The 15883-nt window shown below is 43.4% G+C and carries 13 protein-coding genes; 8 read left to right on the forward strand and 5 right to left on the reverse strand.

Annotation, left to right across the window (positions count from 1 at the left end; translation table 11 throughout):
• Positions 1-8: 8 nt before the first annotated feature.
• Both J2746_RS00330 and J2746_RS00335 read left to right on the forward strand, forming a co-directional pair.
• The gene (locus J2746_RS00330) at positions 9-359 is read left to right on the forward strand and encodes an ArsR/SmtB family transcription factor (protein WP_209614711.1); all 351 of its coding nucleotides are present in this window, start codon (positions 9-11) and stop codon (positions 357-359) included.
• On the forward strand, positions 359-1477 hold the full coding sequence (locus tag J2746_RS00335; protein WP_209614714.1) for an SO_0444 family Cu/Zn efflux transporter: 1119 nt from the start codon (positions 359-361) through the stop codon (positions 1475-1477). Before J2746_RS00330 ends, J2746_RS00335 begins: the two co-directional genes overlap by 1 nt.
• A 3-nt stretch (positions 1478-1480) precedes the next feature.
• On the opposite strand, the gene J2746_RS00340 is transcribed toward J2746_RS00335, so the two are convergent.
• The 4 genes from J2746_RS00340 to J2746_RS00355 form a co-directional block, all read right to left on the reverse strand.
• Positions 1481-1702, reverse strand: a complete 222-nt coding sequence (locus J2746_RS00340) for a hypothetical protein (RefSeq protein WP_209614716.1) — start codon at positions 1700-1702, stop codon at positions 1481-1483.
• Between the two features lie 124 nt (positions 1703-1826).
• Positions 1827-2387: a molybdenum-dependent transcriptional regulator gene (locus tag J2746_RS00345; protein WP_209614718.1), complete on the reverse strand. Its 561-nt coding sequence runs from the start codon at positions 2385-2387 to the stop codon at positions 1827-1829.
• 13 nt (positions 2388-2400) lie between these two features.
• Entirely contained in the window at positions 2401-2607 is a 207-nt protein-coding gene (locus J2746_RS00350; RefSeq protein ID WP_209614720.1) for a helix-turn-helix transcriptional regulator, read from the reverse strand.
• A gap of 22 nt (positions 2608-2629) precedes the next feature.
• On the reverse strand, positions 2630-3034 hold the full coding sequence (locus tag J2746_RS00355; protein ID WP_209614722.1) for a hypothetical protein: 405 nt from the start codon (positions 3032-3034) through the stop codon (positions 2630-2632).
• A gap of 171 nt (positions 3035-3205) precedes the next feature.
• Here J2746_RS00355 and wrbA point away from each other — a divergent pair, with 171 nt between their 5' ends.
• The 4 genes from wrbA to mutS all read left to right on the forward strand — a co-directional run bounded on the left by wrbA (position 3206) and on the right by mutS (position 11487).
• Complete coding sequence (gene wrbA, locus J2746_RS00360; protein WP_209614724.1) at positions 3206-3826, forward strand: NAD(P)H:quinone oxidoreductase; 621 nt, start codon at positions 3206-3208, stop codon at positions 3824-3826.
• A gap of 182 nt (positions 3827-4008) precedes the next feature.
• Positions 4009-8235, forward strand: a complete 4227-nt coding sequence (locus tag J2746_RS00365) for an alpha-2-macroglobulin family protein (RefSeq protein WP_209614727.1) — start codon at positions 4009-4011, stop codon at positions 8233-8235.
• A gap of 127 nt (positions 8236-8362) precedes the next feature.
• Complete coding sequence (locus tag J2746_RS00370; RefSeq protein ID WP_209614728.1) at positions 8363-8569, forward strand: hypothetical protein; 207 nt, start codon at positions 8363-8365, stop codon at positions 8567-8569.
• Between the two features lie 263 nt (positions 8570-8832).
• The gene (mutS, locus tag J2746_RS00375) at positions 8833-11487 is read left to right on the forward strand and encodes a DNA mismatch repair protein MutS (protein WP_209615619.1); all 2655 of its coding nucleotides are present in this window, start codon (positions 8833-8835) and stop codon (positions 11485-11487) included.
• 47 nt (positions 11488-11534) lie between these two features.
• On the opposite strand, the gene J2746_RS00380 is transcribed toward mutS, so the two are convergent.
• Positions 11535-12722: a multidrug effflux MFS transporter gene (locus J2746_RS00380; RefSeq protein ID WP_209614730.1), complete on the reverse strand. Its 1188-nt coding sequence runs from the start codon at positions 12720-12722 to the stop codon at positions 11535-11537.
• Positions 12723-12942: 220 nt separating this feature from the next.
• On the opposite strand from J2746_RS00380, the gene mutL reads away from it, so the two are divergent.
• Positions 12943-14829 (forward strand): DNA mismatch repair endonuclease MutL, encoded by a 1887-nt coding sequence (mutL, locus tag J2746_RS00385; protein ID WP_209614732.1) that lies wholly within the window; start codon positions 12943-12945, stop codon positions 14827-14829.
• Positions 14830-14870: 41 nt separating this feature from the next.
• Positions 14871-15881, forward strand: coding sequence for a cobalt-precorrin-5B (C(1))-methyltransferase (locus tag J2746_RS00390; protein ID WP_209614734.1), 1011 nt, complete (start codon positions 14871-14873; stop codon positions 15879-15881).
• Positions 15882-15883 lie beyond the last annotated feature (2 nt).

Genomic DNA, 15883 nt, shown 5'->3' on the forward strand with positions numbered 1-15883 from the left:
ATATGTTCATGGATAGTTCAGAACATATCTGTGCCGATTCAAAAAGTCTCGATGACAGATTCAGTAATCTTCCATCTGAAGAGTCCATTTCTTCAATGTGCAAGATATTCAATGCACTCCAGTGCACAACCCGGCTGAAGCTCTTATTCCTTTTACTGCAGGGTGATCTTTGTGTAAAAGCAATGGAGGATGCCCTGGGTATCAGCCAGTCTGCAATATCCCACAGCCTGAAAAACCTGAGACAACTTGATCTTGTGAGGGTGAGAAAAGAAGGAAGGTTTGCAGTTTATTACATTGCGGATGAGCATGTCGAATTGTTAATGTCTATGTGCCGGGAACATGTGGAGGAAAACAAATAATGGCAGTTATTGATTCAATTTTCTCTCTTGTATATGGGATTCTTGCAGAGTCATGGGAACTGCTGAAAGAGGCAGCACCGTATCTTTTTCTCGGATTCGCAGTTGCAGGATTATTGCATGCAATTGTTCCTGATGAAAAGATCTTAAAGTATCTTGGCAAATCAGCAGGAAAAATCAGATCAGCTTTCAATGCTTCACTAATAGGAATTCCATTGCCTTTGTGTTCCTGTGGTGTGGTTCCAACTGCAATTTCGTTAAAGAACCGCGGAGCTACCAAGGGAGCAACTCTTTCTTTCCTCATATCCACGCCGGAAACAGGTGTGGATTCAATTGCAATAACTTATGCTCTGCTTGATCCTATAATGACTGTTTTCCGTCCCATAGCCAGTATGACCACTGCTTTGTTTACCGGAATTACAGAAAACATCATTGGTGAAAGAAGAACTGCAAAAAAATCATTTTCACAATCTCCCGATGGTTCAATTGCTTTGATGCAGGCACCTTCATGCAATGATTCATCCTGCTCATGTAATTCGGATATGGCTACAGTTGAGGATGCTTCGGTATTGACCAAAATAAAGGAATCTCTGAGATATTCTTTTGTAGAGTTGCTTGGAGATATTTCTGGATGGCTGATTGTTGGCATACTGATAGCAGGAGTAATATCTTATGCAATACCTGATGAACTGGTAGGTGACTATCTTGGAGGAGGAGTTTTCTCCATGCTACTGATGCTGGTAGTAGGTATTCCACTGTACATATGTGCAACAGCCTCAACTCCTCTTGCCGCTGCTCTGGTGGCAAAGGGAATGAGTCCGGGTACTGCTTTTGTATTTCTACTTGCCGGTCCTGCTACCAATGCAGCAACTATTACTATGGTGACAAAGTTTCTGGGTAAAAGAAGTGCGGCTATATATCTTTCCATGATTGCCATCTGCTCTCTTGCATTTGGTTTACTACTGGATGCTATCTATTTCAGATTGGGCATTGAAGCATCGTCTATTGCAGGAACTGCAAGTGAGGTACTGGATCCATGGATAAAAACAGGGTTTGCACTAATGCTGATTCCTTTTATCATCAATGGTATCTATAAGCAAAGAAAACAGAAGAAAGCTTGAACTTTAATGTTTTCTATGGAGTTCTCTTGAGAGTATCTCCGTCATTTTTTCTTTGAACTCATCAATTACGATGTCTGACTGTTCTTCATGCATCTGTTTTCTACTTGTTTCGTCTAAAGTTTCCGGCTCTGAATCATCCTGGGTGGGAATTGCTACTATCTTCCCCAGAGTGTCACCGTTTTTTATTTTGCCGTTCTCCCACGAAAAATCATTTTTATTTCTCATGATTTTCTTCCTAAATGGAACAACAAATATCGACTTTTTATTGCAAGACTAAATTGTTATTCTAACTTTTAACCATCCATATATATGGGCTGAAAGTATATACGGCTTTTGAAAGGTTGATTCTTCAATCCTGGCCTTCTTCTTGCCTTTTTTTGTCTATTCCGATGAGTACTTCCGTTGACTTGACTATCGCAAATACATTATCGCCTTCTTTTATATCGAGCCTTTCCACTGCCTCTGAAGTTATAACTGATGTGAGTGCTGATGGGTTAATCTCCAGTCTGACCTTTGCCACAAGTCCATCTTTCTCAACCTTGATAACCTTTGCAGGGATTTTGTTGCGTGCTGAGATTACAAGTCCCAGATTTTCCCAGGAACCTTCATCTTCCATTGTATTGTTAATGAATTTCCTGTTCATTTCGTATTCCCTGATGAGCCTTCGTCCTTCTTCGGTAAGAAATGTTCCCTGGTTTTTCCCTCCCCTTACGGTTGTGACCACATCCTTACCAAGCCTTTCACTTATTTTATTCAGGACGTTCCATGCATGTTTGTAGGAGATGTCCATTTTCATGCAGGCTTTTCTTAGTGATTTTTCCTCGTCTATAGTTTTGAGAAGTTCTACCTTGCCTTCACCGATAATTGGTTCTCCGTCTTCTGCAAGCCATACCTTTGTTTTTGTTTCCATGCTAATCTTCCTGTCACTCAAGATCTGTTTCCTCAAATATGAACAGCTCATCAATTGTGGTTTCCAGTGTTTTTGCTACTTTATATGCAAGTTTTAGTGAGGGATTATATTTCCCTTTTTCCAAAAAACCGATTGTTTCCCTCCGGACACCAACTTTGTTTGCAAGGTCTTCCTGAGTCAGGTCATATCTGGCCCGAAGTTCCTTGATTCTTGTTTTCATTTGACCATTCCTTTGAAGCTGTTTATTCAACATCTCCTTGCCTGAAAAGGTACCACTGGATTCCCTTTGCTGTAATTATCATGGTAAACATCAGTATCCCAAGTACATGCTTAACATTCATCCGGATAAGCTCTAATTCATCAACCCAGAACAAAAGGGCTATTACCATTAGAGTGATAAACCAGGAATATGAGAGCCCGTAAGCACCTATTTTCACAGTCCTTTCATCTTTTACGGGTCCATCCCTGTATCTCCTTGCTCTCCATAAAGTAACAAAGATGATTATGGCTCCTATATTTATCAGAGATATACCTGCTTGCTGGTAATTTTGAATGACTGTTACCAGTGTAACTCCTGCTAATATTATTATTGCTCCAAGTGTATAGCTCATTTTGATGTATTTTTCTAATTTATCCATATCATTCATTCCTATCTAATTCTAACATAATGTTAGATATTAATCTTATTATGTTAATTATATCTAACATATACTATTTGAAACTTTGTTCTAACCACATATCTGGAAAATTATTTATAATGTAATTCGCCCATATAACAGTGTAAATAGCTCTGATTACAACCATTAGAACAGGTGGGAATGATGAAAATAAATGTGATCTTTTACAGTTTGTACGGGCACAACTACAAGATGGCTCAGGCTGTTGCCGAAGGAGCCAGTGAAGTAGAAGGCGCAGAAGTCGGACTTTTTCAGGTACAGGAAACCTTCACTCCTGAGATTCTGGAAAAAATGGGAGCCACAGAATCCAAAAAGAGTTTTGAACACATCCCTGTTGCAACAGTTGATAATCTCACAGAAGCAGATGCCATTATCTTTGGAACTCCAACAAGATTTGGCATGATGGCTGCACAGATGCGTGCTTTTCTTGACAGAACAGGAGGCATCTGGTCAAAGGGTGAGCTAATCGGCAAGGTGGGTAGTGTTTTCACATCCAGTAGCACACAGCATGGTGGGCAGGAAGCGACAATACTGAGTTTCCACACGACACTGCTGCATCATGGGATGGTAATAGTTGGTGTCCCATATTCAGAAACAAGACAGTCAACTCTTGATGAGATCACAGGCGGCAGTCCTTATGGTGCTTCTACGATTGCTGGTGGCGGCCCGGATACCAGACAGCCGAGTGAGAATGAGCTTGGGATTGCAAGGTTCCAGGGCAGGCATGTTGCTGAGATTGCGAAGAAGCTGGTTGGAGTCTAACTATATTTGAATTTGATTGATTTTTCATATTCCATTTTTGCACTTTCCTATATTTTGATTACCAAAATGCATCGATGCATATAACTTCGAACATCTTTGAAGTTTAAGCAAAGTATATACAGTCCCACTCCCAAACTCTGTACTAAGAAACAAAATACTCTCTTAGTTTGGAGTGGTTAAAATTGAACTTAAAAGGGAAAAAAACAGGCTCTTTAATAGTTATAGTATCGTTGTTTGCAGTGATTATTGCAGTGATTATTTCAGGTTGTATTGGGGGTAGTGATGACCTTGCTTCCAATATAGCCGGGCAATGTGGTGGTCAGGTGGCTTCATCCGGTGATGAGTTCCTGATACTCGCACCTAAAATGCTCTTTTCAGGCGGTGAAAGCTCCGTCACCATGGCAGCTTTCTCAGAAAACCAACCGGTTGAACGATGCGTGGAATATACGCTAACAGATTCCAATAGCAATGAAATATCTCTTGTTCAGGCATCAACTTCAGATTCAGGAAATGTGGTAGCATCCTTTGAAGTACCTGATGTTGAAGAAGGCACTTACACACTCACTGCAAAGCCCACAGGTTATGACACTGAATTTGAGGCAACAGTGGAAGTGGTAAATAATAATCCTCTTTTCATAGAAACTGACAAACCCATCTACAAACCGGGACAGACAATCCACGGAAGAATTCTCTCCCTGAACAACAACCTTGTACCTGTTCAGGAGGACATTACCGTTGAGATCACAGATTCCAAAGGTATCAAGGTTTTCAAGAAAGAACTGAAATCCAATGAGTATGGTGTCGCTTCCTTTGACCTTCCTCTTGCATCGGAACTTAACCTCGGTACATGGAAAGTAACTGCAACAGCAGGTGATTCCTCATCCATGGTCGACATCCAGGTAGATAAATACGTACTTCCGAAGTTCGATGTTTCACTGGAAACACCACAAGAGTGGTTCCTTGTATCTGACGAGATAACAGGTACTGTTTCAGCCAACTATTTCTTTGGAAAAGAGGTTGAAGGAGATGTGCTTGTTGAAGCCTCACGTTATGTGGGTGAATGGGAGCAGTACGCAACTTTCTCCGGTACACTTAAGAACGGTTCAGTTGAGTTCGAACTTCCTGAAGTTGAATATGCAGCCGGAACATACGGGGCAGGTGGTCAGGCAAGTCTGATGCTTAACGTGACTGTCACAGACACGGGCAACCACAGTGAGAGCACAAATAAATTACTTACTATATCCCAATCACCTCTTGTTATCCAGCTGATCCCTGAATCAAGTACTATCAAACCTGGAATGCCACTTCAGGTGCTTGTAGTTACACAAGACCCCGGAGGTAATCCTGTTGATACTGAAGTCTCTGTAGAGGCAAGGCTCAGTGATGATTCTTACGAATCCACAAACGACGAGTTCACCGTGAGCACTGATGGAGGTGTTGCAATGATCGAACTGGAAATTCCTGTAAACAGTACAAGACTGGACATATCAGCTCATGCAGATGATGTCTGGGCAAATGAGGAGTTGAATGCAGCTTATTCTCCAAGTGCCAGTTTCATTCATATAACTCAGACAAGTGAAGGAGTGCCCGAAGTTGGAGATACGATTTCCTTCCATGTTTATTCCACAAATCCGGGAACTGTTTACTATGATGTATTTGCAAACGGCAGGACAGTCTACTCAGCTACCAGTGATGAGAGTGATATCAATATACCTGTAACCCCGCAGATGAGTCCGCAGGCAAAGATTGTTGTTTACATGATAAATCCCAACAGTGAGGTATCCGTGGATGTGCTTCCATTTGATGTGGAATTCTCTACACGGGTGGACCTTTCAAGCTCCTTTGACACGGAAACCGCTGAACCCGGGGAGAATGTAACAGTTGGCTTTGATGCCGGCACCAGATCAATGATCGGATTTTCAATTGTCGATGAGTCCGTATATGCACTCAGCGAAGGCAGGTTCAATCTCAAGCAGGTATTCGATGAACTGGAAAAGCGTTTCATGGAGCCAATGGCTGAATCACATCCATACTGGTATCAGGAGGGTGCTTATGATATCATCGACAATGCCGGTATGGTTGTCATGGCATCTCCCGGAATCGAAGTACCTCGCGCGGAGGTTGAAGAGTTCGAGGTTGTTGCTTTTGCAGGTGCTGTGGACAAGGCCATGGATGGTATAGTAATGGAAGAAGAAGCTGTGGAAGAAGTTGCTGAAATGCCTATGATGGAAGAACCAACCGATTCCGCAGAAGGCGACGATGGTGGGGAACTTGCGGAAGTACAGCGTGTACGTCAGTTCTTCCCGGAGACGTGGGTATGGATGCCTGAACTTCTAACAGATGATGCAGGCCTTGCAAGCCTTGACCTGACAGCACCGGATAGTATCACCACATGGAGACTTCATGCAGTATCTTCAAGTCCGGAAGGAATCGGGATTTCCGAATCCAGCCTGACGGTGTTCCAGGACTTCTTTGTTGATCCTGACCTTCCATATTCAGTTACAAGGGGAGAACAGTTTCCTGTACAGGTGCAGGTCTATAATTATCTTGATGATGAACAGGATGTCAAATTGACTCTCTCACAGGCAGACTGGTTTGACATAATTGGTGACGATGTGCAGACAGTTACAGTGGATGCAAATGGTGTGGGATATGCCAGTTTCACAATCAGTCCAACAGAGGTTGGAAAACAAGTCGTTGAGATAACAGGCCAGACCACAGAGAGGGCCGATGCGGTGAGAAAGGCCATCATTGTTGAAGCTGAAGGTGCAACCCGTGAGGTAGTTGACAACGGAGTGCTCAGCAACGGTTCTGTAGAACTTGATGCAACACTGCCTGCAGACATTGTTCCTGATTCAGAGATGATCCTTGTGAGCTTTACCCCGAGTATTGTTGCACAGAGTATAAACGGAGTGGATGACCTGCTTGGCATGCCTTACGGATGCGGTGAGCAGAATATGATGCTGTTCTCCACTGACGTTGAGGTATTGCGCTACCTGAAAGCAACAGGTCAGGATAATCCTGAAGTGAGGGCAAAAGCTGAGATGTACATAATCACAGGTTACCAGCGTGAACTGACATACCGCCACAGCGATGGTTCTTTCTCAGCATTCGGTGAGAGTGATGAAAGTGGCAGCCTCTGGCTGACTTCATTCGTGCTTTCACAGTTCAGTGGTGCAAGAGATGTTACAACAATTGACGAGAATATTCTTTCCGAGTCTGCTGATTGGATAGAGTCCCACCAGCTGGAAGATGGTTCGTGGGAGCCTGTCGGGTTTGTTATTCACCAGGACATGATGGGTGGTGTCAGCGGAACTTACGCACTGACAGCATACATAACCCTCGCACTGGAAGAATATGGTTCCGCAAGTCCTGATGTCATGCAAAAAGCCCAGACATATCTTGAGGACAATCTTGCAAGCCAGGATGATCCGTATGCTCTGGCAATCGGAACTCTTGCATTGCAAAAAATTAACAGCTCCATGGCAGATGAAGCTTTGACAGAGCTGCTGGCAATCTCAAAAAAGGACGATGACGGCACTTACTGGGGTTATGGTGATGGCGCGGTTCCTGCCCCACATGAAGATTACGGATATGGTTACATGGCTCCATCCAGCAAGAATGTGGAAACAACAGCCTATGCGACCCTTGCTCTCATTGAGGCAAACAACCCGACTGCAACATCTTCCCTGAAGTGGATAGCTGCACAGCGTAATTCCAACGGAGGATTCTCCAGTACCCAGGATACTGTCATGGCCTTCAGGGCACTGATGGGTGCAGCAGCTTCTGCAGGAAGGGATATTGATGCAACGGTGCATGTGATTGCAGATGACACTGAGATCAAGTCGGTTGAAGTGAATCAGCAGAACTTCGATGTCGTCCAGATAATCGAAATTCCTGATGGTGTATCAGATGTCAGGCTTTCCCTCGAAGGCATAGGCGACCTGAATTATCAGCTTGTCAGGCGTTTTAATGTCATTCTCCCGGATGTAATTGAACAGAATGAGATTGAACTTGATGTAGAGTATGATTCAACTGATGTTTCAGTTAATGATGTTGTAACAGTGAATGCTCATATCAAGTACAATGGAATCACTGGCATCGATGGCACTACAAGTTCCAGCGGAATGATGATAGTTGACCTTGCGGTTCCAACCGGTTTCAGTCCTGTAGCATCAAGTCTTGAAGCAACAAAAGCATCTGAGGAAAAGATAACCAGATACGAGATTGCCGGAAGGAAAGTAATCTTCTATATCGATGATATGCAGCCTGGTGAGGAACTGGATCTCAGTATGCAGGTGCAGGCAAAGTTCCCTGTGAAAGCGATTGTGTCAGAAAGTAAGGCTTACTCGTACTATAACCCAGAGGTTGTGGCTGAAGCAAAGGGAATGAATGTGACTGTAGTTTGAATGAGGATTATATCATAATCTTCATTTTTACAACACCTTTATCTTTTTCAAAATTAATGATTCATCCATGTCTGTAAAGTACCAGAATGTTGTTCCGTGGTGACGCTCTTTTCCGGAATATGTTGATATGTTCGATCTGACAGATGAAGACCTGAACAAAACCATTCTGGGATGTGGTGACGGTCCTGCAAGTTTTGATTATGAAATGACACGACAGGGGAAGTCGGTAGTTTCAGTTGACCCGATTTATAATCAGAACCGGGAATCTGTCAGAAATAGAATTGATGAAAGCTATGTAGAAGTTCTGGAACAGGCCCGGGAAAATCAGGAATAATTAATCCGGGGGAACATTTCTTCGGCTGAAGAACTGGGCAAGATCCGAATGACTTCCAGAAAATACATACATCTGGATGAAATTATAAGTTGGTTAGCTTCACAGGGTTATGTTGTCAGTGAGGAAAAAGTGAACTATGAGTTTCATAAGGGTGGAAATACGATGTTGAAAATTATCCGTGTGTAGTTTCTTCTAATTTCAGCGATGCAAAACACAAAAATACTAACAACCCGATATTTTGCAGCACCAATTTTGTGTGAATTATCATGAGTAAAATAACCCCTGCCATGAAACAGTATTATGCAGCCAAGGAAGAGCATAAGGACGCCCTCATATTCTTCAGGATGGGGGATTTTTACGAGTCATTCGGAGAGGATGCCAAAACAATTGCTCAGGAACTTGAGATCACCCTGACAACCCGTGGAAAGAGCAAGGACGGTGAAAAGATGCCACTTGCAGGCATCCCTTATCATGCAATTGACAACTATCTTCCCCGACTTATTAAAAAGGGATATAAAGTTGCCATATGCGAGCAGCTTGAGGATCCTAAGAAAGCCAAAGGCGTTGTGAAAAGAGGGGTTGTAAGAGTTGTAACTCCCGGAACTGCAATGGATTCCTCCATGTTTGCCGACTCGTCAAACAACTATCTCATGGCAATTTATGGCGAAAAGGAAGAATATGGTCTCTCATTTCTTGACATATCAACAGGAGAGTTCCTGACAACCCAGTTCAAGGACACCGTTCCTTATGATCGAATCGCCAGTGAGGTTGCACGCATGGGGCCTTCGGAATGTATTTTGCCACCATCACTTATTGAGGATTCACATCTCACAGAGCGCCTGAAAGAGCTTAAGATCATTATTCATGAATTTGACGAGGACGCATTTGACCTGAAAATTGCTGAAAAGATACTTCAGGAACATTTCAATGTTTCAACCCTTGAAGGCATGGGGTGCAGTGAACTCCATCGCGCAGTTTCATCTGCAGGCGCCGCATTAAAATATGCCACGGATACCCAGATGAGAGAACTTTCACAGGTGCAGTCGCTGAAGACTTATTTTGATTCGGAGTTCATGGTACTTGATGCAATTACTCTGAGGAACCTTGAAATTGTGAAGAACGTAAGAGGTGAGGGCAATGATTCTTCTCTCATCGGAGTACTTGATGATACTAAAACACCGATGGGAAGACGACAGCTCCAGAAATGGCTGCTGAAACCTCTGGTATCTGTTGATGCTATTAATGACCGTCTGGACGCTGTTGCCTGGCTTAGCGATAACACACTTATTCGTTTTGATATTCGTTCTCATCTGTCCTATGTGAAGGACATGGAAAGGCTTGTAGGTAGGGTCATGTACGGTAACTCCAATGCTAGGGACCTTGTGTCATTGAAGAAATCCCTTGAATCCGTTCCTCTTTTACTTGAATCTCTAAGCGGGTGTAAGGATGTGAATTTGCTGAACAGCACTGCATCACAACTTTCATCTTTTGAGGAACTGAATGAACTTGCAAAGCTGATAGACAGTGCCATTGTTGAGGAACCACCTCTCAGTGTCAGGGATGGAGGAATGATAAAACCAGGATACAATGAGCAGCTTGATGAGCTGTTCGATCTGTCAAAGAACGGTAAACAATGGATAGCGAAGTTCCAGCAGAAAGAACGTGACAGGACTGGCATAAAATCCCTGAAAGTTGGTTACAACAAGGTATTTGGATACTACCTTGAGGTCACAAAGGCCAACATTTCCCAGGTCCCTGATGATTATATCAGGAAGCAGACAATGACCAACGCTGAGAGATTCTACACTCCTGAACTCAAGGAACGTGAGAGTGCCATACTCTCGGCTGATGAGAAAATGGTGGCTCTTGAATATGAACTGCTCAGTGAACTTAACTCTATTGTAGCATCTCATTCAAGACAGCTACAGGAAACTGCTGCCCTGATCGGGACACTGGATGTGCTTTCTAACCTTGCAGAAGTTGCTGCCAATAATAATTACGTAAGGCCTGCGATGACTCCTGACTGCAGGTTGCTTATCAGGGATGGCAGGCATCCTGTGGTGGAGAACACAGTTCCTGGCGGTTTTGTTCCAAACGACACCGAAATGGATTGCACTGAAAACCAGTTCCAGCTAATCACCGGACCCAACATGGCAGGTAAATCCACATATATGAGGCAGATCGCCATGATAGTCATAATGGCTCAGGCAGGTTCCTTTGTACCTGCATCCTATGCTTCCATAGGAATTGTGGACAGGGTCTTTACAAGGGTCGGTGCTTTCGATGACCTTGCAAGTGGTCAGAGTACATTCATGGTGGAAATGGTTGAACTTGCCAATATCCTGAACAATGCAACTCCAAAAAGCCTGGTGTTGCTGGATGAGATAGGCAGGGGTACCAGCACCTATGATGGTTACAGCATCGCAAAGGCAGTTGTTGAGTATATTCACAATAAAGGGCGCGTGGGTGTTAGGTCACTTTTTGCCACGCACTACCATCAGCTTACTGAAGTTGCAGCCAAGCTCAAGAGAGTAAGGAACTACCACATCGCTGTAAAGGAGGAAGGCGATGATCTTGTATTCCTGCGTAAGATCGTTCCGGGCGCAACGGACAGAAGTTATGGTATCCATGTCGCAAGGATAGCAGGTGTTCCGCATGCTGTCACATCAAGGGCTAAAGAGATCCTTGAGGACATCGAGGATGAGTGCATGCTTAGTGAAGAGGACCGCAAAGGCAGTAAAAAGAAACAGCGTAGCAGTGCTAAGTATACTCAGGTCGTACTGTTCGATCAGGAAGCGACTTACAGTGAAAGCGCGCCTGATCCGGTTGTCGAAGAGCTTAAAAAATTAGATATAAATTCAATGACTCCAATTGAGGCTCTGAACAAATTAAATGAGATAAAAGGTAAACTTTCATAGATACAAAATGCATCTCTTTAGTTTATTGTACTATCCTTTTTATCTTTTTATTGGTGGTTTCCTGAGCCAAGGCCTTGTTTTTGTAGAATCATCCACGCAATCAGTACGAGAACTCCGCAAACGAGAGTGATGGTTCCCAGTATCTGCATACGTTCCATCCATTCCTGTGATACCAGCCACATTCCAACTGCACCCAGGGTGAAATATGTGAATATAAGTAAAGAAGATGCAGCACCTGCATCCTTGTGTACCTGTTCAAGTACAAGGTGGTTGCTTGGTGGTCTGCTGATGCCTATGGAATATGTGATTAAAGCCATTGGGAGTGCAAAGGTCCATGGGCTATAATGTCCGATTATAAGAATAAATGCTGCTCCAACAGCTATTCCTGCAAAACCACCTGTCATAAGATGCTTTGGATTTATTCGGTCGGTTAATTTGAGGCATGACATGGATCCTGCCATAAGTGCAAGGGCGTTGAAGGCGAAGAAGTAACTGAAAGTCTGCTCTGTCATGCCAAATCCATTGATGTACAGGACTGAGGATCCGGCAATGAAACTGTATAAGGGTAAAAGGCTTACTGACATCACAAGGACCATTACAATATAGTTCCTGTTAAGCAGGAGATCTACGTAGGAATGCATGACCTTTGATATGTGAGCCTTTGATGGCTCTTTCAATGTTTCAGGTGTTCGGATAACTCCCAGAAGTCCTATCATCCCCATTGCTCCCTGGGCGATGAATATCCAGTGCCATGTCATATATGCAAGTATCCATCCTCCGACAATTGGGGCAAACATGGGGGCAAGTGCCATGATTATGGCTATATATGCAAGTATCCTCTGTCTCTCATTACCTGAAAAGATATCCTTGGTCATTGCCATGGACAGGGATGCACTGGCGGCTGCTCCTGCTGCCTGAAGTATGCGGAAAGCTATCAATGAATTTACACTACTGGCAAGGGCACAGAGTATACTGGCAATTATGTAAAGCACTATACCGGCTATCAGGGGTTTTTTACGTCCGTACCTGTCTGATATGGGTCCGTAAAAAAGAAGTGAGAATCCGTAGGTTACGAAGAAACCTATTAGTATCAGGTTGACAACTGACAGTGGCCTGTCCCATAAAACCGCAAGTGATGGAATAGCAGGCAATATCATGTCAGTGGAAAATGCGGGAAAAGCTGTCAAAAGAGCTAATAAAGGAACTATGTTTTTTAGTTTACCGGAATTATCCATGTAAAGCCTTCTTATTTGATGTTCCTTTCAGATAGCATGAAATGATATAATTCTATTGTTCATTATTCATATCTTTTCATCTGGATTTAATAATAATAGTAGGTAGTAGTTAGGAGTTTTCCAACGAAAAAACAAAAATACTAACAACAAGATATTTTTGCCGCAAAGGGTTAGATATTGGAATATACTTTTTATACTTGTCGTGGACAGGAAGAGGAAAATGACAGAGAAATCATGTGACATGAGGAGTTCTAAAATACAATTGCTGGATGAGTCCACAATCAACAAAATAGCAGCAGGAGAAGTTATTGAACGTCCCGCTTCGGTGGTCAAGGAGCTTATTGAAAACTCCATTGACGCTTATGCAACCGATGTTCGAGTGGAAATAGGGGGGTATGGCACGAAAAGCATGTTAATTGTTGACAATGGGATTGGTATGAGCCATATGGACGCTTCGCTTGCTTTCAAAAAGCATGCCACCAGCAAAATAAGCAATATAGACGATCTCAATCACATTCTGACAATGGGTTTTCGTGGTGAAGCTCTTGCATCTATTGCTTCGGTGGCAAAGGTTGAACTGACCACCCGGCAGGAAGGAGATATTGAGGGGACCAGGGTAGTTGTTGACAGTACGGGTGTCAAAAACATAAGTTCTGCAGGCACAGCAGTAGGCACCAGCATCCTTGTAAATGATCTATTCTACAGTACTCCTGCACGTAAGAAGTATCTGAAGAGTGCAAGGACAGAGATTGCACACATTGTTGATGTGGTGTCAAGAAATTGTCTTGCTCACCCCGATGTTTCGTTTACTCTGGTGATAGACGGGAAAGTTACACTGAAATCTCCGGCATCTGCAAAAATGCTGGATAGCATTGTTCACCTTTATGGTGCTGATGTTGCACGCTCCCTTGTTCCACTGGAATATGAATCTGATCTTATCACTATTTCCGGCTATATCTCAAAGCCGGAATTAACACGAAGTGGAAAAGACCTGCAGGTCTTTTTGATCAATGACAGGCCTGTTTTCTCTAAACAGCTAAGTAACGCCGTAAGGCTGGGTTACTATACACTGCTTCCAAAAGGCCGCTATCCTGCAGCCTTTCTGACCTTTACAATCGATCCTGTGAATCTTGATGTGAATGTACATCCTGCAAAGCGTGAAGTACGTCTGAGTCACGAGAAAGAGATTGAGAGGATGATCATTTCTGCAGTGGAAGATGCTCTTGGAAAGGAGTCACTTGTTCCTGAGGTTCAGGTTAAGAAGAAGGATGTTCCGCTTCAATCACGCTTTTATGAATCTAAAGTAGAACCAGACACCAGTGATTCTGAAAGTCCAGAGGACTTATCGGCTTCACAAGACAAACCATTTCTGGATACCAGCCCTGAAACGAGGTTAAAGGCTGCAGTCATCAAAGAAGAAAAGGAACCGTATCATTATCCTGCAAAGGATACTTATCGCCGTCTGAAGAAAAGTGAACGATTGCAGATGAATGTGACTTCCGATGAAGTGCCGGAGCTCAGTACGACATTCAGTCCTTCGGATGTGAAGGTTTACGGTCAGCATTCAGACCTTTATATAATCTGCGAAATGGATGGAAAACTCATACTCATTGATCAGCACGCTGCTCATGAGCGTATAATGTATGAACAGGTTCTGAGACAACAGGATATGAGCTGGCAGGAACTTATAACTCCGGTGACACTTGACCTTGGCCAGAAGGAGAAAGCTATTATTGAGGAGTTTATTCCACAACTTGAGGAAATGGGTTTTTCCATCTCTGAGTTTGGTCCTAAAAGCTATGTTGTAACAACAGTTCCCAGCATTTTTGGAAAGCTGGAGGATACTGATGTTATTCATGATATAATCTCAGACCTTCTTTCAGTTGGCAGAGTTAAGGAGGATACTGAGCGCTATGACCTTCTGTGCAGTACCATGGCATGCAGGGCAGCTATCAAAGCAGGTGCTGTGTGCAACACAAAACAGATGGAAGAACTCATACGTCAACTCATGAACTGCAACAATCCTTACACATGTCCGCATGGCCGTCCAACTATGATTTCTTTCACAATGGACGAGCTGGCAAAGCTCTTCAAAAGGACTGGATAGAGTCGGTAGATTTTAAAAGTATTACTTACAATTGACCTGAGATGATTGACCCGGTAAACAAATCCAAGATCCCAGAAGAATGGCTGGATCGCTCAAAAATGCCACGTGAAGAGCTTGAAGAAGGTATTAAGAACGGAACCCTTGTAGTTCTTAGCGATGGTTCTGTACTAAAGAGGGGATATACTACCGGAACTACCGCAGCACTGGCTGCAAAAGCATCTGTAATGTCTCTTTCAGGGGAAGTGACACATGTTTCCGTACCAACTCCCGTGGGACTACGTGCGGAAATGGATGTAAAGGGCGATAGAGGTCATGCTGTTGCAGTGAAAATGAATAATGATCATGAATCTGATATTACAAGAGGACTTGAGTTTGTTGCCGATGCTAGAGAGGCGGAAGGCATCACTGTTTATGCCGGTGAAGGTATTGGAATTGTTACCCGAAGCGGACTCGAATCTAAAAAAGGACACCCTGCTATAAATCCACGTCCCATGGAGCAGATCAAAGCTTCTATTGCCGAAGCTGTTGAGGAACTTGGACTTAAAGGAGCTGAAGTTACTATTTATCTTCCGAAGGGCAAGGAAATTGCAAAGCAGACTTTAAACAGTCGAATTGGAGTTATTGATGGAATTTCAATTCTTGGAACAACTGGTTTTGTAGAGCCATGGAACGACCATCTTGGTGAAATGAAAGGTGATCTAATAAGGTGTTCTGATAAGGTTGTACTCACAACAGGAAGAATTGGTATAAGGTACTCAACCATGCTTTTCCCTGACCATACCGTTGTGCTTGCAGGAAGTCGAATATCTGAAGCCCTTGAATCCGCACATGGTGATGTGGTTATCTGTGGACTTCCAGGTCTTGTTCTGAAATGGGGTAATCCTGATATGTTGAAGGACAGCGGCTTTGCCACAGTAGTAGAGATGCTTGAGCTTGATCCTGAAAATGATCGTCTTAAACAGGCTTTTAATATGGCTGTTGATAGGGGTAATGGTGCCCGTATTGTAGTTGTTGACAGGGATGGCACTGTGTTGATGGACAGTGGTGAGTAATT

The sequence above is a fragment of the Methanolobus bombayensis genome (assembly GCF_017873415.1).
GTDB lineage: Archaea > Halobacteriota > Methanosarcinia > Methanosarcinales > Methanosarcinaceae > Methanolobus > Methanolobus bombayensis.

Excerpts from the sequence above, each read along its gene's own strand:
- J2746_RS00390 (WP_209614734.1), top strand. The coding sequence starts at position 14,871 with ATGATTGACCCGGTAAACAAATCCAAGATCCCAGAAGAATGGCTGGAT.
- J2746_RS00380 (WP_209614730.1), bottom strand. The coding sequence starts at position 12,722 with ATGGATAATTCCGGTAAACTAAAAAACATAGTTCCTTTATTAGCTCTT.
- J2746_RS00330 (WP_209614711.1), top strand. The coding sequence starts at position 9 with ATGGATAGTTCAGAACATATCTGTGCCGATTCAAAAAGTCTCGATGAC.
- J2746_RS00345 (WP_209614718.1), bottom strand. The coding sequence starts at position 2,387 with ATGGAAACAAAAACAAAGGTATGGCTTGCAGAAGACGGAGAACCAATT.
- J2746_RS00370 (WP_209614728.1), top strand. The coding sequence starts at position 8,363 with ATGTTCGATCTGACAGATGAAGACCTGAACAAAACCATTCTGGGATGT.
- J2746_RS00355 (WP_209614722.1), bottom strand. The coding sequence starts at position 3,034 with ATGAATGATATGGATAAATTAGAAAAATACATCAAAATGAGCTATACA.
- wrbA (WP_209614724.1), top strand. The coding sequence starts at position 3,206 with ATGATGAAAATAAATGTGATCTTTTACAGTTTGTACGGGCACAACTAC.
- mutL (WP_209614732.1), top strand. The coding sequence starts at position 12,943 with ATGACAGAGAAATCATGTGACATGAGGAGTTCTAAAATACAATTGCTG.
- J2746_RS00340 (WP_209614716.1), bottom strand. The coding sequence starts at position 1,702 with ATGAGAAATAAAAATGATTTTTCGTGGGAGAACGGCAAAATAAAAAAC.
- J2746_RS00335 (WP_209614714.1), top strand. The coding sequence starts at position 359 with ATGGCAGTTATTGATTCAATTTTCTCTCTTGTATATGGGATTCTTGCA.
- J2746_RS00350 (WP_209614720.1), bottom strand. The coding sequence starts at position 2,607 with ATGAAAACAAGAATCAAGGAACTTCGGGCCAGATATGACCTGACTCAG.